The following is a 24083-nucleotide window of genomic DNA, read 5'->3' as shown; positions in this document are numbered from 1 at the left end:
AAATATGGTTATAATTAAAAGTACAAGCAAATAACATGGCAACTGATTCTTTTAAGCATCTATATGATGCTTTTTTTATTTGAGATTAAATCAGCTCCTGGGTAGCTGCAACAGCTTCCAAAATGTTATTAAAGAAATAGATTTCTTATATACGTTTTTAATCTCTAGGTTTGTACGTTCTATTACAAATTAAGACAAAAGATGATATTTATTATGTAAATTTTCTTATGTATAGTATAATAAAAGCATAAGTCGCAAATTATAATTAAAAATAAATAGTCGGAGGGATAAATATGAAAGGAACTTTAAGTTGTACTGCAACGAATTGTGTTAATAATATGTCAGGGATTTGCTCTGCGAGTACTATCAATATCTCGGGCGTGAAGGCTTATACAACTGAAGCAACACAATGTGAAACATTTTCTCAAAAGGGATTAAAAAATTCAATTAACAATGTACTTAATATGAATGTAGTTGGTGAAATTAAACAAGTATTTAATAACGATACTATAGAGATGAGTCCAAGTATTAGATGTGATGCTATTAATTGCATGCATAATTCAAAAAAAATATGCGCTGCAGAAAATATTATGGTGAATGGTATTGGTGCTGTGAGTAGTGTAAAAACAGAATGTGAAACTTTTAAGGAAAAATAGAATTTTGAATTAATAAGTAAAATTGTTCTAACAGGCATCTTCGTAAAAATAACTAGTCAATATACTAGGATTTAAGACTATTTATTTTTTCAAGGATGCCTTTAATATAGAAAAATGCTATAGGTAGTAGTTGAGAGGAGAAATAATGAAGAGTAAGAGAAAATTTGAAAATTACGTTATTCCTGTTGAAAAAAACATGGATTATATAATGACTATAGACAATATGGGGTATGAAGGTGAAGGAGTAGGTAAGATAGATAATTTTACCGTTTTTGTTGCGGGGGCTATTGTAGGGGAAAAGGTGAAAATAAAAATAGTCAAAGTATCTAAAAGGTTTGCTTTTGGTAAATTACTAGAGGTAATTGAAGAATCTATAAGTAGAGTAAATCCAATTTGTAGTATATATAAAAATTGTGGAGGTTGCAATGTGCAACATATAGACTACGAATCACAGTTAGATTTTAAAACTAATAGAGTAATGCAGGCTGTAAATAGAATAGGAAAATTAGATAAAGTTATAGTGCACCCAACACTGGGAATGGAAAATCCATATAATTATAGAAATAAAGTTCAATTGCCTGTGTCTAACAATGATGAGGTTGTGAAAATTGGGTTTTACGCAGCAAGAAGCCATGAGATAATAAATATGCAGGTGTGCCATATTCAGGACAAAGTTGCAGATGTTGTAGTAAAACTTACAAAGCAGTGGATAAAAAAATTTGATATTGAGACTTATACTGAAGAAAATCATGGAGGCATTCTAAGACATATTATGATACGACGCGGATTTAAGACAGGGCAAGTTATGGTTGTTTTGGTTACTAATGGTGAAATACTTCCACATAAAGAGGAATTTGTAACTTTAATTACTAAAAAGATTAAAGGTATTGTAAGTATTATACAAAATGTTAATAGTGAAAAAACAAATGTAATATTGGGATTACATAACATAACACTTTGGGGTAAAGATACTATAACAGACTACATAGGAAAATTTAAATTTGAAGTTTCTCCATTATCATTTTTTCAAGTTAATTCAATTCAAACAGATGTATTGTATAGCAAGGCACTAGAGTATGCTAACTTAAATGGTGGAGAAGTGGTACTTGACGCATATTGTGGTACAGGAACAATATCCTTATTTTTATCTCAAAAGGCTAAAAAGGTGTATGGAATAGAAATAGTATCTGATGCTATTTCAAATGCTAAAAAAAATGCTAAAGAAAACGAGGTAGATAATACTGAATTTATAGTTGGAGACGCTGAGAAAGTTATAACAAATCTTATTTGTGAGGGTGTAAATGTAGATGTAGTTATAGTTGATCCACCAAGAAAGGGTTGTGAAAAAACCTTTCTTGAATCTATCAGTAAAATGAAGCCTAAAACAATTGTTTATGTTTCTTGTGATCCGGGTACTTTAGCTCGTGATTTAGGAATTTTAGATGAACTTGGTTATAATACTATCGAGATTCAACCAGTAGATATGTTTCCACAGACGGCTCATATCGAGTGTGTTACAAGAATTTCACGTAAATTATAAAAAGATATTAGAGGAGTCAAAGCACTAATGCTATTTGTGATAAAACATGTTTTATATGTTATAATATATAGTAGAGATATAATTTGCCATTAGTTTCGCGCAAAAGGGAGAGAGAAAATGCAGAAGGTAAAAGAATATAAAATTGGAATAGGATTTGCCACTGGGAGAAAGAGTTTTCAAAAGGTGCTTAGAACCAATATAAACAATTGGGAGGAATCTGGACTAGTTGAAAATGAGCGGATTAGTTTAAATCTTTTTGTTGCATATGATCTTCATTATAATAAAACTAAAATAACGGATTACACTAATGTGCATCCAGATTTAGTCAAGAAGATTGATAGTAGCAAGTTTATTGGAAGCGTTGCTAATAAAGAGGAAGTTGATTATTTAATTAGGGAAAATGTTCTTAGTTTCGATGAAACTCAAATGATTTTCGGCAAGGGGTATGCAGCTAAGCGTAATGCTGTTTTATATAATGCTATAAAAAGTCATATGGATTACTTAGTATTTCTAGATGATGACGAATATCCTATGGCAGTAACAAATACTCGTGACTCTGCTATATGGGGAGGTCAGTTTGTTTTATCAGAACATCTTAAAAATATTAAAAATGCCGACATTACTCATGGACATCATTGTGGTTATATATCACCAATACCATATATGGAATTTAATGATACAATGACTGAAGGAGATTTCCGTTCATTTATTGAAGCTATCAGTAATGATATTGTTAAATGGGATAAGTTAAAAGCAGTTATGAAAAATGGTGGAATAACGTATGCGGATACAAAGATACTAACTAGTCATGATGCTGTGGAGGTAAAGGAAGTAAATCATTCAAAATTTATTTCAGGTGCTAATTTGTGTATCAACCTTACTAAGCCCGAGCGTGTTTTTCCGTTTTATAATCCACCAGGGGCAAGAGGAGAGGACACATTTTTAAGTACTTGTTTAAGCAATAGGAAAGTTTTACGTGTTCCATGTTATACATTTCATGATGGATTTTCTACATATAACCATTTATTAGAAGGAGTTCTTCCTATAAAGCTAAAGTTTATAAGGGCTGATACGGAGAAAGTTAAAACTCGTTTTTACAAGACCTGTATAGGGTGGATTAGGTATAAACCATTACTTCTTTATATAACACATCCAGATGAATATGAGGATAAGATTAATGTGATGAGGGAAGAACTAAAGGTTTCGCTGCCTAAAATTTGTAAATACTTTGGCAAACCTGAATTTATGAATATTCTATCAGAACTTGAAAAATATAATAAAAATGTTGAAAAGCATTATGGAGAATTTATTGAAACTCAAAGAATTTGGGCAAAGATAATGAAACATTTTTCAAAACGTACATAAAAGTATAGCATAAATTTAATACATATATAATAAGAAAATTACGAAAACTCCGAGGCATGAGGCTTAGGAGTTTTTTTTATAATGTTAGCATATGAGATAATAAATGAGCAAATGAATGATATAAAAAAATTTAAAGTCATTTGTCAAAATATTTAAATTGATTTAACAATGAATTTATTATATAATAGCTTCTATAAACAAATTAGAGGGGGATATTGATGGAATCATTCGCAAAGTTAGTTACCCAAATTGATGGATGGGTATGGGGCATACCACTTATTGTTTTATTGTTTGGAACACATTTATTTTTAACATTTAGGCTAAAATTCATTCAAAAATATATATTTAAGGCTATAAAGATTTCAGTAACGAAAGATGATTATGGTGTGGGCGATGTAAGTCAATTTAGTGCTTTAACAACTGCACTTGCAGCAACTATTGGAACTGGGAACATAGTTGGTGTTGCTACAGCAGTTGGTCTTGGAGGCCCAGGCGCAGTTCTTTGGTGTTGGTTAACAGGTGTTTTTGGGATAGCTACAAAGTATTCTGAGTCTTTACTATCTGTTAAATATCGTGTTCAAACTAAGGACGGTAGCATGGTAGGTGGGCCTATGTATGTTTTAGAACATGGACTTCATGCAAGATGGGCTGGAATGTTATTTGCATTCTTTACAAGTATTGCAGCTTTCGGTATTGGATGTATGGTACAAGCAAACTCAGTATCATCAATGGTATATGAAACATTTAAAATTCCAACTTGGATTACAGGAATTGTAATAGCTTTATTAGTAGCAGTTGTTATCTTAGGTGGGATTAAGAAAATAGCTAAGGTGTGTGATGTTTTAGTTCCATTCATGGCTATATTCTATGTTATTGGATGTATTATTATTCTAGCAATAGGATATAAAACAATTGGTAGCACAATAGTATTAATATTTAAGGATGCCTTTTCACCTCAGGCGGCTGTTGGAGGTTTTGCAGGAGCAGGAATTATGATGGCGATGAGATATGGTGTGTCAAGGGGACTTTTCTCAAATGAATCTGGTCTTGGTAGTGCACCGATAGTTGCAGCAGCAGCTAAAACAAGAAATCCTGTTAAGCAAGCACTTGTTTCTGCAACAGGGACTTTTTGGGACACAGTTGTTGTGTGTGCAATGACAGGTTTAGTTATTGTGAATTCGGGTTTGTGGCAGGAAGGTGTAAAGGGTGCTGCACTTACTAAAGGAGCATTTGCAGCGATACCAGTTGTAGGACCTATAATTTTAACAATAGGGCTTTTAACATTTGTATTTTCAACTATACTTGGTTGGTCATACTATGGAGAAAAGGCAATTGAGTACTTACTTGGTAAAAAGGCAATTGTTCCTTATAAAATATTTTGGGTTATATTTGTTTTTGTAGGTTCAGTGTTCTCACTTAATTTAGTTTGGGACTTAGCAGATTTATTTAATGGATTAATGGCTATTCCAAATTTAATTGCTTTAATATTACTTAGTCCTGTAATTGTTAGTGAAACAAAAAAATATTTATGGGATGATAACCTTGATGAAATAGATAATGACCCAATAAAGGTAATTGATGAATACGGGAAAGTTATTGATGAACATCAGAAAAACATTCCAATGTAAATAAATCATCTCCTGGGTCGTTGTGACATCTCTGAAAGAGATGCATCAACGACTTCAGAAGGAGATTTAAACTCCCACTAAAATTTTATTTTTGCTAGGGTAGTTAACTTCCACTTATAAAAGTGGGAGACTTTCCTTCCGAAATGTCGTTGAATTTTATAGATATATGGATAAAACTTCTGATATGTTAAAATGTTAGGAGTTTTGTTCATGATTTTTTGCGTGCTTATAATTACCATGCGAGTATGATATATTAAAATTAGTAAGATTTATCAATTGTTAACATGTAATAAACTTATAATAGTGATATTATCTATAAATTGTGATAAAATAATAAGGTATCAAATTTGAGAGGGGATAATCATGGATTTAGCAAAAAAGATATTTCAAGATTGGATATTACCAATACTCGCAGCAATTGTAATAGCATTTATTATAAATAAGCTTGTTTTCTTCAATGTTACGGTTCCAACTGGATCTATGCTTCCAACTATAAACTTAGGGGACAAGATTTTAGTAACAAGGGTTCATGCCCCAAGTAGCCTCAAACATGGAGATATTATAGTATTTCACTCAAATGAATTAGGTGAAGATTTAATAAAAAGACTTATAGGATTACCAAATGATGAAGTAGAAATTAAGGGTGATGGTTCAGTTTACATAAATAATAAAAAGATAAATGAGAGTTACATTGTATATCCAGGTGGTAAGACAGGAAAATTTAAAGTGCCTTTAGGTAGTTATTTTTTCATGGGAGATAATAGGATAAATTCTTTAGATGCAAGATATTGGACAAAACCTTATATACCATTTAAAGATATAATGGGAAAAGCAAGAATTATAATTAGTCCTTTTAGCAGATTTGGAAAATTAAAATAATAAAATAGCAGAATATAAATGCAAGTTTATATATCTGCTATTTTAATTTTTTGAAAATTCATTATAAACAAATTATATTATAATTTATATTATTATTTAATAATTAGTAAATTATAATTTTATATAAAACACCCTTTAAAAAGATACTATAAAGGTTAAGACAACCTTACAATATATTTATTAAAAAACTATTAATAGTTTTTTAGAATTAGGAAACAATACATAATGATTGCTAAATTTACAAAAAAGAATAAGAATATAATTTTACTTTCAAAAGTTGCAATATAGTATTGAATTGACTACATAATTACAGTATTATGTCACGAAAAAGTAAGTAATGTGTAGGTATTTAAGTAAAAATGCAATACAGTATGAAAATTTCGTGAAAAACAACAAGTTTTACATTTAGATATTTTTATGACATATGGTATTATAAATTTAATTAAAAAATAAAGGAGGTACATCTTATGGATAATAAATTGTCAAAAGGTGCATACGGTGGCGTATCTGGTAAAGACTACGTTCCATACGTTTCAACTGGATCTAAATCTGGTGGAAACGTTGTGGTATTAATAATTGGTATTTTTTTAGCTGCTTTGTTCTCAGCTTCAACTGCCTATTCAGGTATGAAATCAGGGCTTACAGTTGCGGCTGGTATACCAGGGTCTATAATAGGATCAGCATTTATAGCTGCATTTGCTAAACAAAAGGGTATACTTGGAAAAAATTTATTACAAGGTATGTCAAGTGGTGGAGAATCTGTCGCTAGTGGCATAATCTTTGTTTTACCTGCAATTCTTTTAATAGGTTCTAAAGTTACTTTCTTCGAAGGCTTGGTTGTTGGTGTGAGTGGAGTTTTATTCGGTATAGGAATAGCTTCTCTTGTTCATAATTACTTAATGATTGAAGAACACGGTAAATTAATGTACCCCGAATCAATGGCTATATCTGAAACACTTGTTGCTTCTGAAGGAACTGGAGAAACAATGAAGTACATGGGAATAGGCTTTGGAATAGGAGGTGTTATAACTGTTGTAACTAGTTCTTTTTTGAATGTAGCTAACAATGTTATAAGTTATGTAAATGAATCTTTCTATAAGTGGAAATTTGAAGTTGAAGTTAATCCTCTATTATTAGGTATAGGATTTATAGTTGGCATAGATGTTTCTTTAACTATGTTTGCTGGTTCTATATTATCTAACTTCGCTATTATGCCTTTAATAGGATATTTCGTTAATCTTGGAAGAAACGGAGTAACTGTATGGAATGATCCTGGTGTTGCTATAAATGCTATGCAAGTTAAAGATATAGCAGGTAGTTATGTGAAATATATTGGTGCTGGTATGATGCTTTCCGGTGGTTTTATAGGTGCTATAAAGCTTATACCTACTATAATAGCTTCTATAAAGGAAACAATGAATGCTAAGTCTTCAAATGGTACTGGTAGTTCATCTGCTGGAAACATGATATTACTTAGTGGTATAGTAATAACTTTTATAGGAGGATTCATGATATCTGGTGGTAATATATTAATGGCAATTACTGCTTCTATTTTATCATTATTCTTATCACTTTTATTTGCTATAGTTTCTGGTCGTTTAACGGGTACAATAGGAACTTCAAATCTTCCTGTATCTGGTATGACTATAGCTTCAATAGTTGTTGTAACATTGTTATTTGTTGTAATGGGATGGAAAAGTCCTGCCAACAACAAATCACTACTTTTATTTGGTACATTTATAGTTACTGTTATATCTGTAGCAGCTGGTTATTGTCAATCTCAAAAAGTTACTTTTATAGTTGGCGGTGACAAAAATGAAATGCAAAAACATTATGCTATAGCTGGTATAGTTGGTGTTGTAGTAGTTATTGGTACTATATTATTACTTTCAACTAAACTTGCAATGACTGGAGATAACGTTCAGTTTGCTTTACCTCAAGCTAATTTAATGGCAACATTAACTGCTGGTATAATGTCAGGTGAATTACCTTGGGTTATGGTAATTGTTGGTATTGTTATGGGAATTTTTTTATATATATTAAAGCTTCCTGTAATGACAATTGCTATAGGATTTTACTTACCAATAGCTACAAATTCTATAATATTAATAGGTGCATTAGTTCGTGTATTTATAGAGAAAACTTCTAAATCTAAAGTAGATAAAGAAGCTAAAATTGCTAATGGCATAGGATTATCATCTGGTCTTGTTGCTGGTGGTTCAATACTCGGACTTGTAGGTATAATACTTCAAGTAACGGGCGTTTTAAAAGGAAACGGACCAAGTGGATTTTCTGCTTCTAATGGAATGGCATTCATAATATTAGCAGTTCTAATAATTGCTACTATAATACCTATAATGAAAAGTAAGGTAAAAGATGCTAAACAATAATGAAGATGTTTTAAATATAATATTTAAAATTTTTCATACATTAGAGTATGAAGTAGATAAAGAAAATATTGTGACTATACTTGAGAAACAAGATCATAAGGTCCAAAAGTTCTTTAGAAAACTTAATTTTAGAATTCCAGAGTATAAAAAAACTTCTTTAGATGAATATGGAAGTTATGTGTTTTTACAAATAGATGGCAAGAAAACTGTAAAAGATATTGGAGAAAATTTAGAAGGAAAGTATGGAGAAAAAGCGTACCCACTTTATGAAAGATTATTGTTGTTCTTAAACCATATCGACGTTAACTGCCACTATATAGAAAAGACAAATGTTTAATGACATTTCAGAAGGAAAGTCTCCTACTTTTATAAGTGGGAGTACACACTTTAACAAATAGAAAACTTCAATGAAAATATAAATCTCCTTCTGAAGTCATTAATATTTCAGCTCCGCTGGAGATGATTTAACAGAAAAGATGGCACTACATTGTAGTTGCCATTTTTTGTTATTAGCAAGCTTAGATTCAAACAAGAAGATTATAACTAATTAGATATACAGATAAATTGTGCTTCTATTCGTAGGTCGTAAAAATAGACACAAAAACTATTTAATGTTATAATTTAACTACGGAATAAAACATTAGATTAAATAATAAACATAAAATATAAGTTAAGAGCCGTTATGGCTCTTAACTGTTTTTTAGGAGATATTTATGTTTAATAACAAAAACAAAAAAATCTACTTGAATAGATTATTAAAAAGGAGAAAGTATATGAAATTAAATAATTTAATTGATGGTATGAAAGAAGATATTGTTAAGTCCACTCAGGAAATTATAAAAATTAAAAGTACTGAGAGTGAGTCAAAACCTGGTATGCCTTATGGTGAAGGAGTGTCTAAAGCACTAGAATGTGCATTAAACACTGCAAAAAGATTAGGATTACATACAGTTAATTTAGATGGCTATGTGGGGTATGCTGAGTATGGTCAAGGTGAAGATTATGTTTTAGCATTAGGTCATTTAGACATCGTTCCTGAAGGGGATGGATGGATTTATCCACCTTATGGCGCAGAAATCCATGATGGAAAAATGTATGGACGTGGAACTACAGATGATAAAGGACCAATAATGGCAACACTTTTTGGATTAAAAGCAATTAAAGATGCGAATTTACCTGTTTCTAAAAGAATTAGGGTTTTATTTGGTACTAATGAAGAAACTGGAAGCAAGGAACTCGATCATTACTTAGAAAAAGAAAAACCACCAGTTGCTGGCTTCACACCAGATGCAGATTATCCAATAATTAATGGAGAAAAAGGTATAACTATTTTCGATATTGTAAAAGACTTCAATAGCAAAAGTGATGGAGAAAAATATATAAAATATATAAGGGGTGGCCAGGCAGCCAACATGGTACCTGATTATTGCGAAGCTGGAATTATTTCTTCTAATGCTCGATCTATAGTTAATTCCTTGGAGGAGTTTACAAAAAATAATGATATTAAACTTTCTGCAGTAGTTAACAAAAATCTTATAATAATTAAATCTGTAGGTGAGTCAGCGCATGGAAGCTTACCAGAACTTGGAACAAATGCAATTATGCAATTGTTAGCTTTCCTTGGAACTATTGACATTGGATCAAATGAAGCTTCAGAGTTAATAGGATTTTTAAATAAAAATATAGGTATGGAAACACACGGAGAGTCTTTTGGTGTTTGTCTTGAGGATAAGAATTCCGGAAAATTATCTTTTAATGTAGGAACTATAAGTATGGATAGAAATTCTGCTTCGATAACATTAAATTTAAGATATCCTGTAACAAACAAATTAGAAGATATGATGGATCCATTTAATAAAAAAATTAATGGAACTGGACTTAGAATAGAAAAATTTGTTCATCAAAAGCCATTATATTTTTCACCAGATAATCCAATAATTAAAACACTTCAAAAAGTTTATACTGAGCAAACTGGAAAAGAAGCTAAATTGTTATCAATAGGTGGAGGAACTTATGCTAAAGAAATGCCTAATATTGTAGCATTTGGACCAATGTTTCCAGGAGAACCAGATACTATTCATAAACAAAATGAATATATCACAATAGATAATTTAATTGAAAATGCAAAAATATATGCTCATGCATTATATGAACTTGCAAAGTAAGTATAAGTAGTAAATATGTCAAAACAGATAAATTAAAGCCTATATCTTACAAGATATAGGCTTTAATATTCAAAATAATTAGATGTATTAAGAGTAATAACTAATAAAAGTGTAAACACGTAGAATTAAACTCAATATAGAGGTATAATAAAATTTTATACTACGATTAATGTACATAGATTATATACATAAGTTAAACACTATAAAAATATAAACTTTTTAGTGGAGGATAATTATGAAAATCAAAGAAATAAAAATGGGAAAAATTGATACTCCCTTGAAGCATCCATATAAAGTCGGGAAAAAGGTTCTTACATTTTCTGATGAGATAGTTATAAAAATGCTTACAGATACAGGAGAAATAGGTTATGGTAGTGCAGCTCCAACACCTTTTATAACCGGAGAAACAGAAAGTTCAATTGTTGGGGCAATAAATTATATTAAACCTGAAATTATAGGCTTAGACATTGATAATCTTGAAGAAATTATGAAAGTAATCCATAATTCTATTCATGGGAATAATAGCGCGAAAGCGGCTATTGATATTGCTATCTATGATTTATTTTGTAAAAAATATAAAATTCCACTTTATAAATTTTTAGGCGGATACAGAGATTCATTAACTACAGACCTTACAATATCAAATGATACAGTAGAACAAATGGTGGAGAAATCATTTAAAGCCGTAATGGATGGTTGTACTTGTTTGAAAATAAAAGTTGGAAATGATGTAGATCATGACATAGAGAGAGTAAAAGCAGTAAGGAAAGCAGTTCGTAAAGGAATAAGTATAAGAGTAGATGCTAATCAAGGTTGGAGACCAAAGGAAGCTGTAAGGATTATTAGAAAATTTGAAGATATGGGACTTGATATTGAGTTTGTTGAGCAACCAGTTAATTCTTGGGATATAGATGGACTAAAATATGTTACAGACAATGTTGATACAAAAATTCTTGCAGATGAAGCAGTTTTTGGACCATCAGATGCTTTTAAAATAATTGAAAAAAGAGCGGCTGACCTTATAAGTATAAAGCTTATGAAATGTGGAGGTATCAATAATGCTATAAAGATATATAACATGGCTGAAAACATGGGAATACGATGTATGATGGGATGTATGATGGAAAGCAGAATAGGAATAACTGCAGCAACTAGTTTTGCAGCATCAAAATCTAATTTAGTTAAAGCAGACCTTGATACAATGTTGTTTTTTGAAAAAGATTCAATTATTGGAGGCGCATGTATTACGGGAAATAGTATAAGCCTTAATGATTCTCCAGGTCTTGGTATTTCTGATATTATTGGATGGAGTGAAATTTTATAAATAAGTTTTTATTTAAATGATAATTATAGAAATGGGGCGATAGTTTTGAAGGATAATGAGTATGAGACGGATGATAGTTTGGTTGCAGTAGAATTAAAGAAACAACTAGAGTTTAATATAGAAGAAGAAAAGTTAAAGAGTGTTTGCGAAATTATAAGCGATGAAATTATAAAATATATTAAAAAGAGAAAAGAAATGACAAAATATATTTTAGAATATAGAAAGAAAGCAATTGAAGAATATAGAGATGATGAAGATATGGTAATGGAATATTTTGATCATGAGTTATATGTAAAAGAAGAAGCTTTTAAAACTATAGATAGAAGACTTAAAGAGTTAACTGCACTTAAGAGTTCACCTTATTTTGGAAGAATTGATTTCTCAGAAGAGGACTATGGTATTAATAAAATGTATGTAGGTAGATTTGGAGTTACCCAAGATGACACATATGATCCTCTAATAGTAGATTGGAGGGCCCCTGTTGCTTCTTTATTTTATACAGGATCCTTAGGAAAAGCTTTCTATGATGCCCCAAAAGAGAAAATACAAGTAAATATTTTAGCTAAAAGGCAATATATTGTAAAAAAACAGAAGCTTAAAGGTATGTTTGACTCAGCACTAGATATAAAAGATGAGATACTTCAAATGGTTCTTAGTAGTAATTCAGGAGAAAAACTTAAAGATATAATAATGACAATACAAAAAGAACAGGATGATTTAATAAGACAACCAAGGAACCAAACTATTGTGGTAGATGGTGTTGCAGGTAGTGGTAAAACTACTATAGCGCTTCATAGGGTAGCGTATTTACTTTATAATTATAGAAAAATACTTCAAGATAAAGTTTTAATATTAGGACCTAACAATGTATTTATAGAATATATATCAACAGTCTTACCAAGTCTTGGTGAATCAGGTGTTAAACAAACAACATTTAGAGATTTTGCATTTGATTTTTTAGAACTTGACGAAGTAATGAGCTTAAAAGAATACATGGAAAAAGTACTTAGTGGTGAAAAAGAAATCACACAAGATATAATGTATAAAAATTCAATACAGTATAAAACATTTCTTGATGATGAAGTAGAAAATTTAGATAAAAATTATTTTACAATAGAAGATTTATTTTTTATGGGTGATTTAGTTTTATCTAAAAAAGAAATAGGGGAAATGTTTTATGTTGATTATAAGACAATGCCTTTATTTAGAAGAAGTAAGAAAATTAAAAGAATTATGTATTCTAAAATAAACAATGCTAGAGACGAAAAAGTTAGAGTTGTACAAAAAGAATATGAAAAAACTGTTGCTACGTTACCTAAAGATGAACAGGAACTTAAGGCAAATAATTTAGATTTTAACAGAAGACTTAAGATTAGAGAAATTATTAAAGAAGTATTAGATTTAAAGAAAAAGCTTACATGGATTGAGAATGGAAACTGTGTTGATTTATACAACAAAATTAATGGCTATAAAAAACTAAATGAAAATGACTTAGGCGGTATCTTATATTTTAAAATTAAACTAGAGGGTATAAAGATGGCCAAGGAAATAAAACATGTAGTAATAGATGAGGCCCAGGATTATAATCAACTTCAATTTTTGATAGTAAAAGAATTAACGGGTTGTACTTCTTTAACTATAGTTGGAGACAGTAATCAAAGACTTATACCGTATGTTGGAAAGTTACCTATGCATGACTTAAAAAGTATACTTCCACATTTAAACGTTAAGGAGTTTAGGCTAAATACAAGCTATAGATCTACAAAAGAAATTATGGAATATGCTAATAAATACTTGAACGGTGATCCTATTGTTCCTATAGTTAGAAATGGTGAAATGGTTACAGAAGAATTAGCAAATAACAAAGATGAACTTAAAAAGCTTATACTTGAAAAGGTTGAAGACTTTAAAAACAAAACTTTCGAAAATATTGCAATAATATGTAAAGATATAAATGAAACAGAAAAGACATTTGAGTTAATTAAAGAAGTCTCAACTGTTAGAATTATAGATAAAGAAGATGCAATATACCATAGCGGTGTAGTGGTGCTTCCATCATATTTTGCAAAGGGACTTGAGTTTGATGCTGTTATCATGGTGATAGATGAGCCTAATGATACTAGTGAACACAAAACAGATGGTTTGGAGACTCAGTACAAGCAAGAAGATAAACTTAGGTATGTGATGGCAACTAGAGCATTACACGAACTGTATGTAGTTAAAAAAAGTTCGTTCTAAGTTTAGATAGTTATTTTTCCCTAGAGTACACTAGAATTAAAAGTATATATTGTTAGAAATGCGTTCACATCGCCAAGTAATTCTAAAATTTATTATATTTGTAGTTGCTAAAAAACATAAACTCGCTATCGCTCAAACATATGTTTTTATTAACGCATCTGAAATATATTAAATTGAGAATTACTAAGGCTTGTTCAAACACATTTTACGCAATATATACTTCTATTAGTGTTCTTTAAGAAAAAAACAATTAATTATGAAGTATAATTATCTTATTTATAATATGTTCAATGAAATAAGCCAATACAAAATATTGTAGTTGATATAATAAGTCTACATTTCTTTCTAATTAACTAAAGGAATGTAGACTTTTGTATAATAGGTAAAATATAAGGTTACAATTAAGTCATCTCCTTGGTCGCTGCAAAATCATCTCCGGAGGAGTTGTAAAATCATCTCTGGTGGAGCTATAAAATCATTATTTTGTTAGTCCATCCCAATTTTCAATGATCTCATTTAATTCAATTAACGTACTACTTTTATCATTACTATCTATAGAACCTTTTAGTCTCGCAATGTTTAAATTTATATCCAATATTTCATCTGTCTCTACGCTAAATTGAATACGTGGTATAATTTTTTTCCAGGCATAATCAATATTAGTTACATCTTTACGTAGTTTATCCCAGTTTTCAACTTTTGCATCTTTCATAGAAATATTAATGAAAGCAATTACATCCTCTGTAGAATTATGAGGCTTTTTAAAATAATTGCCACCAAGCATTATTAATATAAAGGCTGTTAGTGTAATTATCGGTATAATATATGATAGAAATTTTTTCATTAGAGCATGCAACTCCTTTATATTATTTATTATTTTGCTTTATATGATCTTTGTAAAGATCTATATGTAAGCCACTTGTTTCATTATATATAGCTAAAAAAACTTCCGAAAGATCATTAATGCCTTGTTTTTTTAATTTGTTAATTATCCATTTTTCATTTTTGTTTATAATTACTAGGTTCTTTTCAATAATAGATCCATCATAGATTATTTCATAATCAATGCAAGCAACCGTGGTTTTAATATTAAGGTCCTTTGGTGTAACTGGATCATATTCTGCTTTTTTTAATACAGATAATTGACCATCTTTCTCAAGCACCGCATAAGCTATTTGATCTAAGTCGAAAATACCCTTATCTCTTAATTGAGCCAAAAGATCACTAATGGTATAACGATATTTTTTCATAGACTGTTCAAGTATTTTTCCATTTGTGATGATTATAGTAGGTTCTCCATCTAAAAATTTTTCAGCAGTTTTTGATTTAATAGTTATAAATTGAAGAATAAGGCACAAGATGGTCCAGGTAAGTAGACCTACCCAATGGGGCCATGCTCTACTAGTTAAATCGGTAGTTAGAGTAGAGGCAGTAGATCCAATAGTAATTCCAACTACGTAATCAAAAAAAGTTAATTGACTAACTTGTTGCTTACCAAGAACACGAGTAAATATTAATAACGTAAAAAATCCGATTATTCCTCTTATGAGGACTATTAGACCCTCATTCATCGTAACACCTTCTTTAATATTATTATCTCCAAATTAATGATTTGTATTTATGGTATAATCTTAAATATTATTACATATGCATAAAAGTTTAAAATATGCTTAAAAAGACAAAATTATTAAGTATATTTATTTTAATAAATTCACAAAATACTATTGAATTTTAATTTAAGTCTGATATAATAAAGTTAACAAAAACAAATTAAACGTATTCAAAGTTCTTTAATTAGTATTTCTGGGGTATTTGTGAAGCTCTTATTTTCAACCTACAATATTTATACGGGAGTTCAAGATCAAGGTGTGAATTTGGCTTATAAGACCAGTTTAGAACTGGCAAGGACTGTTGAACATCTCTGAGGACACCCACCTATCATAAAGATAGGTGTAAAAATTAGGGCAACGGTATTTTGGACTATGAATTCTAGAATTTTGATTATTTGAAAGAGGTAGAAATACCTCTTTTTTTTATTTGCAATTAATTATGTTTTTATTTATGTTATAATTAACATAAATTAATAAGGCATGTTTAAAATATAAAAAGTGATTATGCCTAATATAGAGGTGCATTTTATGGAAAAAGAAAAAGCTATTCAGATGATAAAAAACAGTCCAATTGTTATAAAAAACATTGATAATCCTAACGATGAAATGAAACTTATAGCTATAAAAACAGACGGGATGATGTTACGTTATATTAAAAATCCTACAAATGAAATGAAGAATTTGGCGATAAAAAATAATGCAAGATCAATTGAATTTATAGAAAACCCAACTTATGATATGAAAAAATATGTAGTGTCAAAGATTTGGAATACTTTAGAATATATTAAAGAACCAGATGAAGAATTAATAAAAATAGGGATAAAGCAAAAGGGATATGCAATAAAATATTCTAAAAGCCCAAGTATTTTACTTCAAAGATTAGCTATAGAAAAAGATTATGATTCTATAAAATATATTGATAGCCCAATTGAAGAAATTCAGATACTAGCTATAAAAATAAATTATGAGGCTTTAAGATATATTAAAAATGCAACAATAAATGCAGATGTATTAGCAATTTGCAAAAACGAAGCTGCAATAAGGTTTGTTTCAAATATTGATCAAGAGAAAAAGATTTTATTTTTAAAACATAATCCCCTGGTAATAAAATATTTTACTACTAAATTACCAATGGCTTTGGTTGAGATGGCTTTTAAGGACGTATTGTCTAAAGAAACAATATCTGAAAAATATGTTAGAGATTTTATAAATTGTGATAGTATAAACCAGAAAAATGGAACCATATCTATGGATAAAATAATATTTATTTATAAATATGGTAGCAAAGTTTGTAAAAAAACAGCAGTTGATGAAAAACTTAATATGATGTAAAAGGGGATAAGTTATGAATTTTAAAGATACCGTTCAAAGTGTAGAGCTTGTTATAGAAACGGATGAAGTGCCTTTAATTGTAGGTGAAAGTGGAATAGGAAAAACAGCACTTGCTAAAACTTTGGCAAAACAAAAAGGTTGGAGCCTAGTTATTATAGATGGAAATCTCTTAAAAGAAGGAGAAATTGGGGGACTTCCAACAATAGAGGATTATAGTTACATAGATTCAAGCGGCAAAGAGGAGCACGTTAAAAATACTGTTTATGCAGTACACACTAAATTACAGGAAATTAATAGATTGATAAATGATGGTAAAGAGGTATTTTTATTTATTGATGAAATAAACCGTTGTGAGCATACTGTGCAACAAGAACTTATGAATCTTATATTAAATAGAGAAATAAATGGGTATAAGCTAAATAAAGAAGTTAAAATTTTAGCGGCTATGAATCCTTCTAGTAAATATGGGGATGATTTTGATTACCAAGTAGTTGATATGGATGCAGCACAAGAAAATAGGTTTGTTTTACTACATATGGAATGTGATTCAATAGCTTGGATTTCATGGGCTACTGAAAACAACTTAGAGCAAAAGGTTATAGAATTTATATCTACTTTTCCAGAGTATTTACTTAGCAATCCTAAAGATGATCAAATAAGAGCAACACCTAGAAGTTACGAAAGGGTTTCTAAAAGTTATAAGGTGTACAAGGAAAACAAAGAGAAAATTTCTAAAAGAATATTTTTAAATATATTAAAAGGTAATTTAGGGACTCAAATAGCCCAGGAATTTATGGCGTTTATACAGGAAGATAATAAACCTTTAATAACATATGATGATGTGTACGAAGGTGATCAATTATCCCCTAAAATAATAACAGAAATAAAAAAAGAAAGTCATACTAGGTTATATTTAATATCAAAAAATATTTTGAACGTGTTAGATAAAAAAGAAATTAATAATAGTGATATACAAAGATTTATAGAATGCTTAGAGTTTTATCCGGTTGATTTAGGTATAGGAATTATGCGGGATATCAAAGAAAACAATAATAATGTTTATAAATTATGTTTGGAAAATGAATCTTTTGTTGCAATGTATTTTAAGGCCTACAATGAGATAAAAGGCTAGGTGTAATTATGGGAAAAAAATTTGAATGCCTTAAAAGTGAACTATATGATGAAATTTCTAATGTAATTAGTGTGAAAAACATGCCGATTAATTTTACAGATGATTTTTTAAGGCTTATTACGATGGTTAATTTTATGCTTATAGAAGATAATGAAAATTTTTATGGATATTTTCTTCTTCAAATGTCCAGAGAAATAAAATATGATATAAGTTCGCCAACGGCAGTAAACTTTAAATTATCTAAGTACGTTATTTATTTTAATCCATATATATTTTTAAATCTTAGCGCAGAGCAGATGAAAAGTACTATTAAACATGAGATTTATCATATATTATCATCCCACCTAAGTCGTGCAAGAAGTCTTAAAACTAAATATAGTACCTTAGCTATTAATATGGCAATGGATATAGTAGTAAATCAGAATTTGAATTATCTACCACCTTATGCTACAACACTAGATAGCGTAAATTTCAAGTATAGTTTAAAGATGTTATCTTATATGACTATGGAGTATTATGCGGTTGAAATACAAAAAGCGTTAAACTTGTTAGAAGAGGATGAAAGTTTGGTGGATGATTCTAAGGATAAGCTTATAAAAAAAGAGTATGATCCATCTAAAACTCACGATTTATGGGATGAATCTATGGATGTAGATGATGAAACTCTTAACAACTTTACTGAAAAATTTGCATCACTTTCAGAAAAAGGAAAAGTACCTTTATATTTAGAGGGTATTCTTAGGGGGCTCGCAAAAAATAAAGGTGAAATTCCTTGGAATTTGTATCTGAAAAAAATAATGGGAACTTTAGAAAGTGATAAAAAAAAGACTGCGACCCGAAGAAGTAGAAGGCAACCTAATAGATTAGATTTAAGAGGAGAACTTAGGGGCCATACAGCCAGAATAACATTGGCTATAGATATAAGTGGTAGCATAAGTGATGAGGAATTTAATGGAGCAATAAAAGAAGTTTTTAATATTGTAAAAACTTATAAACATGAAATAACTCTAATTGAATGTGATACGCAAATAAGGGAAGTATACACGGTTAAATCAGTTAATAGTGTACGCAAGCGATGTAATAGTCGTGGTGGTACAAAATTTTCACCAGTGTTTAAGTATGTGAACAATACAAATACTAATATACTAATATATTTTACAGATGGAAAAGGTGAAGAAAAACTGGATGTTATGCCAAAAGGGTATAAAACATTGTGGGTTATATCAGGACGTGGAGATAAACTTTCATTAAAGGAACCTTTTGGGATGGTAAAGAGATTAAAACCTGTAGAGATAGTAGAGGATACGCAGGAAAGATTAGATATAATGGTTGATGGGTTTTCTATGCAAAGTCAAGAGCCAATACATTAGGAGCTGCAAATAGTTACAGCTCCTTAAAATTTATTGCTTTTTAATATACTCAAGAGCAGATATTTGACATAAAGCTACTAGATGGTATTTGTTTTTGGTTAAACCAGATGCACCTTCAGATAGTAGTACTGCGCCTAGTCCAGTTGCAATAATTGGTTTAGGTGAAGCGTTTATTAAGTTTTCGTGGGTTGTACTAGTAATCTTTCCAATATTTCCACCAGGTTCTATAAGCTTTCGCAATTTGTCTCCACAACATTCATCATCTTTTGTTGCTTCCAATGCTTTAATAATTTGTGCTATTTTATCTTTATCAGCTTCGACGAATCTAATATCTTCTATATTACATAATGGAATTATTGTGTTTTTAAAGATAACAAGTGAAGGAGTCACTTGCGTTGATACGCCACCAGAGGATGGAACTGCATTTTCAGTTCCATTTGAAGTTATTTGAACACTTATATCTAAACTATGCAATTTTTGCAATATAACACTTAATGCTTTTATGCAACAATAACAACAGTTACTCATAAAAATCACCCTTTTTAGAATCGTATTTTAGAATCTATTATAGAAAAACAATACAATAATATTATTGTACTTGTTGTAGATCTAAATAGTTTCAATACTATCATATTTTTTATTTCTCAAAGGGTGACGATTTTATGTTAAGAACAAAGATACCATTAGGTCGTAATTTAAGATATGGATCTTGGGAATAATCAAATAAATTAAAGGGTGGATATATATGAGAAATTTAAAAATGATATTAGAATATGATGGGAGCAGATATAAAGGATGGCAGAAACAACCGGATAATAATTTAACGCTTCAAGGTAAAATTGAAAGCGCTTTATCTAAAATGGAAGGCGAACGTAGTGAGGTTGCCGGTTGCGAAAGAACAGATGTAGGAGTACATGCTGAAAACTATATGGCAAATTTCCATACAAATTGTGATTTAAGTATAGACGCTATCATGGATTATCTGAATGAAAACTTTCCAGACGATATAGCAGTAAAATCCATTGTGGAAGCAAGTGAAAAATTTAATGTAGAATATAACATAAAGTCAATAACTTATGTATATAAAATAAGCGATAGCCAGCTAAGAGATGTATTTAATAGAAAATATGTTTATAACGCTGAGATGAAGCTTAATTTAGAAAATATGAGAACTACGGCAGAATATCTAGTTGGGACTCATGACTTTCAGTATTTATCTACAGTATCACCTAATACTAAAAATACAACTAGAACTATTAATTATTTAAATATAGTAGAAAAAGATAATATGATTGAAATAGAAATTAATGCAGATGGTTTCTTATGGAACATGGTAAGAATTATTATGGGAAGTCTTATAGAAGTAGGAAAAGGTAAAATTGATGCAATGGATGTAGAAAAATTATTAACTGAAACAACAGCATCGGCATATATTCCTATGGCTAAAGCAAAAGGACTAGCATTAAGAGGCGTTGAATACTAAGAATCCCATGAAGGCTCAGCATGTAGAATGTTCTGATAGTAGAAAATTCATTAACACACTCTAAGTTCATTCCATGAAAAAATTGTCTAACCCCTTAGCATTCCTCACAGGTACTTAACAATTATTAATTGTTAAGTGAACTTATTCGACGTCCTGTCTCAGAAGTGCTAGCACGACCTCTGGGTATTCCTTAGGGGGACATAACAATTATTAATTGTTATGCTTCCTGGGCTGCTTACAGAAATTTTTCATTACATAAACTAAGAGTCTGTAAAATTTATTATATACTATCTGTCACACTTCTACATGTCTTCACCTTCATGATTATAACGTATACTCAAAAAAAATATTTGATATGGGTGTTAGACTGGCAGTAATCTAGGCAAATAGAAGTTCTCTATATAATAAAAAGAGATAATACCAAGGATTTTACATCTTTTGGTATTATCTCTTTTTATTATGGTGAACATCATACGGAAAACAATGTGAATAATTTTTTTATTAGCCATACCTCTTAGATACATCTTAGTGTAAATGTATTATAGTATGGCTTTCTCCGGAAGTGACTTCAAATAAGAAGAGCAGAAACAATTGAAATTTCATTTAGAAATTCTTCTTTTGCTAATATAAAATTCCCGTGAGCATGACAGGATGTCAGGCTAGCGAACCCGAGACAGGACGTCGAGCGTGAGCGATAGAGAGTTTTATATTCTCAAAAGATTAGAATCTCTTAATGAAATTTCACGTTCCAATCTCTTATTTGGAGGCACGCAGGAGAAAGTTAATACGGATGTACTACATCCCGGATTGTTAATTCTTATTTAACTGTTACTATTTCATATTCATTGGTACCAAATCCTATTTCTTTTGCATGGTCAAGTCCAACTTTCCAGTTTGTATTTGGGTGAATATTTGAGAATTTATCTTCGCCTTCATGATAATGGTTATCTGAAAGTTCACATCCGTATAATGCTGTTGCTTTATTGACCATATCAACACAGGCTTGATCTAAAGCTATTGGATCAAAAGATGCTGCGATACCTATGTCTGGAACTATTGCTACATCGTTTTCTGGCGAACAATCACAATTAGGGGAAACATTCATTATGAAACTAATATGAAAGTTTGGTTTATCTTTAATTACAGCATATGTATATTCTGCAATTTTTTCATTGGCACTATCAGCAGATTCATTCCACTTTATTGTTGCTGATCCAAAGCGACAGACTGCAACGCATTGGCCACAGCCTACGCATTTATCGTAATCTATAGTTGCTTTTTTATTTTCATCAAAAGAAATTGCTTCATGTAGGCAATTTTTAATACATTGGCCACAGGCAACACATTTATGATGTTTCATTACAGGTTTTGATGCGGAATGCATTTCAAGCTTTCCACCAACGGAACCTGAGCCCATGCCTAAATTTTTTAATGTTCCTCCAAAGCCTGTCATTTCATGACCTTTAAAGTGAGTCATAGAAATAATTACATCTGAATCTGCAATAGCTGAACCTATTTTAGCTGTTTTGCAATGTTTTTGGTTGATTGGAATTTCTCTATAATCTCCACCTTTTAATCCGTCTGCAATTATTAAGTTACAACCAACTGCAATTGGGTTAAAACCATTTTCCATAGCGGATTCTATATGGTCTACAGCATTATGTCTTCTTCCTGAGTATAATGTGTTTGAATCAGTAAGAAAGGGTTTCCCACCAAGCGTTTTGATAAGTTTAACTATACTTGCAGCATAGTTTGGTCGAATATATGAAAGATTCCCAGGTTCTCCAAAATGAATTTTTATAGCTACAAATTTATCTTTAAAATCAATATTTTTAATACCAGCCTCGATGACAAGTTTTTGAAGCTTATCTAATAAATTATATCCTGGTTTTGTTCTTAGGTTTGTGAAATATACCTTTGATTTTTCCATTCATTTACCTCCTACTATTTTTTATTACAATTTTTAAAAATTAAATCGCCTATTATAATATTATATCATATAGTAACATGTGTTTTTTTATTATTTATTAATGATGTGGTTGAAGTTCTCATTCTAGGCCCTAATAAATATAACTTCTAATTAATTGAAACATTTTATAAACTTTTCTGCGGAGCTTTATAATAGTCAGTTCGCCCCTGTTTGATTTTCCAATAACTAAAGCTAACGGTATTATCTAACAGATTAATTAATAAAATTGAACATATTATAAGCGCGTAGCATAATCTGATTTTAAAGGCTTATAAAACGGCATATAAAAATGATAATCTTTTAAATTATAAATGATCTATTTATGAGGAAATGGTTTATTTAAGTCATTTTGGTTAACAAATAAAACTAAATAAAGCATTGAAATAGTTTACATTTAATTCTTGTCAGCCCTTTGATGAACAGACGTTAACGCCTGTTTATTTGTTTTGAAAATATATATTGACATATAATATATATGGGATTACAATATACTTCGTAAGCTAAATATACGGACACGAAACATTTGCAGACGAAATACATTTGAGGTGGTGATTAAGTGGAAACATTGAATGAAAGTATAGAGGTTGCAAAACTATTTCAAGAAGTTATGCAGTTGTTTAAACATAGCATGTCCAAGGTGTTATGTGATACAGGAATGTCTGCACCACAAGGCATGGTTTTGGGACTTTTAAGTAAAAAAAAGAAGATGAAGATAACTGAACTTAGCAATGCGCTTTGTCTATCAAATAGTACAGTTTCTGGAATTATAGATAGACTTGAGAAGCAAGAAATGGTAGTACGAGAAAGAAGCGATACTGACAAGAGAGTAGTTTACGTAAGTATAGCACCAAATTTTGAAGACATGCATAAAACTTTCCATAAGCAGTTTGAAAGAAATCTTGCAGAGGTAATGAGCAAGGGAAACGCGGAGGAAATTCATAAAATATTTGAAGGTTTATACACACTTAAAAAGCTTTTAAGTGATGAACAAAAATAATGTAA

General features: G+C 30.1%; 19 protein-coding genes and 1 other RNA gene. 16 read left to right on the top strand and 4 right to left on the bottom strand.

What is annotated here, in order from left to right; genetic code table 11:
* Positions 1-293 precede the first annotated feature (293 nt).
* The 10 genes from KPL38_RS00640 to KPL38_RS00595 all read left to right on the top strand — a co-directional run bounded on the left by KPL38_RS00640 (position 294) and on the right by KPL38_RS00595 (position 14185).
* Positions 294-656, top strand: a complete 363-nt coding sequence (locus KPL38_RS00640; protein ID WP_216285531.1) for a DUF1540 domain-containing protein — start codon at positions 294-296, stop codon at positions 654-656.
* Between the two features lie 145 nt (positions 657-801).
* Entirely contained in the window at positions 802-2196 is a 1395-nt protein-coding gene (rlmD, locus tag KPL38_RS00635) for a 23S rRNA (uracil(1939)-C(5))-methyltransferase RlmD (RefSeq protein ID WP_216285523.1), read from the top strand.
* Between the two features lie 117 nt (positions 2197-2313).
* Entirely contained in the window at positions 2314-3561 is a 1248-nt protein-coding gene (locus tag KPL38_RS00630; RefSeq protein ID WP_216285522.1) for a hypothetical protein, read from the top strand.
* Between the two features lie 218 nt (positions 3562-3779).
* Positions 3780-5189 carry an alanine/glycine:cation symporter family protein gene (locus tag KPL38_RS00625; protein WP_216285520.1) on the top strand — a complete coding sequence of 470 codons (1410 nt, stop codon included), beginning with the start codon at positions 3780-3782 and terminating at the stop codon, positions 5187-5189.
* Between the two features lie 363 nt (positions 5190-5552).
* Positions 5553-6068 (top strand): signal peptidase I, encoded by a 516-nt coding sequence (lepB, locus tag KPL38_RS00620; RefSeq protein WP_216285518.1) that lies wholly within the window; start codon positions 5553-5555, stop codon positions 6066-6068.
* A gap of 467 nt (positions 6069-6535) precedes the next feature.
* Complete coding sequence (locus KPL38_RS00615) at positions 6536-8458, top strand: OPT/YSL family transporter (RefSeq protein ID WP_216285511.1); 1923 nt, start codon at positions 6536-6538, stop codon at positions 8456-8458.
* The gene (locus KPL38_RS00610; protein ID WP_216285509.1) at positions 8445-8795 is read left to right on the top strand and encodes a PqqD family peptide modification chaperone; all 351 of its coding nucleotides are present in this window, start codon (positions 8445-8447) and stop codon (positions 8793-8795) included. The genes KPL38_RS00615 and KPL38_RS00610 overlap by 14 nt, the downstream gene beginning before the upstream one ends.
* Positions 8796-9231: 436 nt before the next feature.
* On the top strand, positions 9232-10623 hold the full coding sequence (gene pepV / locus KPL38_RS00605; RefSeq protein ID WP_216285507.1) for a dipeptidase PepV: 1392 nt from the start codon (positions 9232-9234) through the stop codon (positions 10621-10623).
* Between the two features lie 235 nt (positions 10624-10858).
* Entirely contained in the window at positions 10859-11947 is a 1089-nt protein-coding gene (locus KPL38_RS00600; RefSeq protein WP_216285505.1) for a dipeptide epimerase, read from the top strand.
* A 45-nt stretch (positions 11948-11992) separates the two neighbouring features.
* Positions 11993-14185 carry a HelD family protein gene (locus KPL38_RS00595; protein WP_246577742.1) on the top strand — a complete coding sequence of 731 codons (2193 nt, stop codon included), beginning with the start codon at positions 11993-11995 and terminating at the stop codon, positions 14183-14185.
* A gap of 478 nt (positions 14186-14663) precedes the next feature.
* On the opposite strand, the gene KPL38_RS00590 is transcribed toward KPL38_RS00595, so the two are convergent.
* Entirely contained in the window at positions 14664-15029 is a 366-nt protein-coding gene (locus tag KPL38_RS00590; protein WP_216285503.1) for a DUF4363 family protein, read from the bottom strand.
* Positions 15030-15051: 22 nt separating this feature from the next.
* Positions 15052-15756 carry a DUF421 domain-containing protein gene (locus KPL38_RS00585; protein ID WP_216285494.1) on the bottom strand — a complete coding sequence of 235 codons (705 nt, stop codon included), beginning with the start codon at positions 15754-15756 and terminating at the stop codon, positions 15052-15054.
* Between the two features lie 226 nt (positions 15757-15982).
* Here KPL38_RS00585 and ssrS point away from each other — a divergent pair.
* The 4 genes from ssrS to KPL38_RS00565 all read left to right on the top strand — a co-directional run bounded on the left by ssrS (position 15983) and on the right by KPL38_RS00565 (position 19629).
* A non-coding RNA gene (ssrS, locus tag KPL38_RS00580) (6S RNA) lies at positions 15983-16171 on the top strand.
* A gap of 152 nt (positions 16172-16323) precedes the next feature.
* Positions 16324-17127: a hypothetical protein gene (locus KPL38_RS00575; RefSeq protein WP_216285492.1), complete on the top strand. Its 804-nt coding sequence runs from the start codon at positions 16324-16326 to the stop codon at positions 17125-17127.
* A gap of 13 nt (positions 17128-17140) precedes the next feature.
* Positions 17141-18259 (top strand): ATP-binding protein, encoded by a 1119-nt coding sequence (locus tag KPL38_RS00570; RefSeq protein ID WP_216285490.1) that lies wholly within the window; start codon positions 17141-17143, stop codon positions 18257-18259.
* Between the two features lie 8 nt (positions 18260-18267).
* The gene (locus tag KPL38_RS00565) at positions 18268-19629 is read left to right on the top strand and encodes a vWA domain-containing protein (RefSeq protein ID WP_216285489.1); all 1362 of its coding nucleotides are present in this window, start codon (positions 18268-18270) and stop codon (positions 19627-19629) included.
* Between the two features lie 30 nt (positions 19630-19659).
* On the opposite strand, the gene KPL38_RS00560 is transcribed toward KPL38_RS00565, so the two are convergent.
* Positions 19660-20157: a hypothetical protein gene (locus KPL38_RS00560; protein WP_216285487.1), complete on the bottom strand. Its 498-nt coding sequence runs from the start codon at positions 20155-20157 to the stop codon at positions 19660-19662.
* Between the two features lie 217 nt (positions 20158-20374).
* Here KPL38_RS00560 and truA point away from each other — a divergent pair, with 217 nt between their 5' ends.
* Entirely contained in the window at positions 20375-21112 is a 738-nt protein-coding gene (gene truA / locus KPL38_RS00555) for a tRNA pseudouridine(38-40) synthase TruA (RefSeq protein WP_216285485.1), read from the top strand.
* A gap of 817 nt (positions 21113-21929) precedes the next feature.
* Here the strand turns inward: truA and KPL38_RS00550 are convergent.
* A complete protein-coding gene (locus tag KPL38_RS00550; protein WP_216285483.1) occupies positions 21930-23042 on the bottom strand; it encodes a DUF362 domain-containing protein in 1113 nt (370 codons plus the stop codon).
* A gap of 595 nt (positions 23043-23637) precedes the next feature.
* Here KPL38_RS00550 and KPL38_RS00545 point away from each other — a divergent pair.
* A complete protein-coding gene (locus tag KPL38_RS00545; protein ID WP_216285481.1) occupies positions 23638-24078 on the top strand; it encodes a MarR family winged helix-turn-helix transcriptional regulator in 441 nt (146 codons plus the stop codon).
* Positions 24079-24083 lie beyond the last annotated feature (5 nt).

The sequence above is a fragment of the Clostridium psychrophilum genome, assembly GCF_018861705.1.
GTDB classification, from domain to species: Bacteria; Bacillota; Clostridia; order Clostridiales; family Clostridiaceae; genus Clostridium_AD; species Clostridium_AD psychrophilum.
The sequence above is the reverse complement of the archived record's forward strand: the minus strand, read 5'-3'. Positions and strand labels throughout refer to the sequence as shown.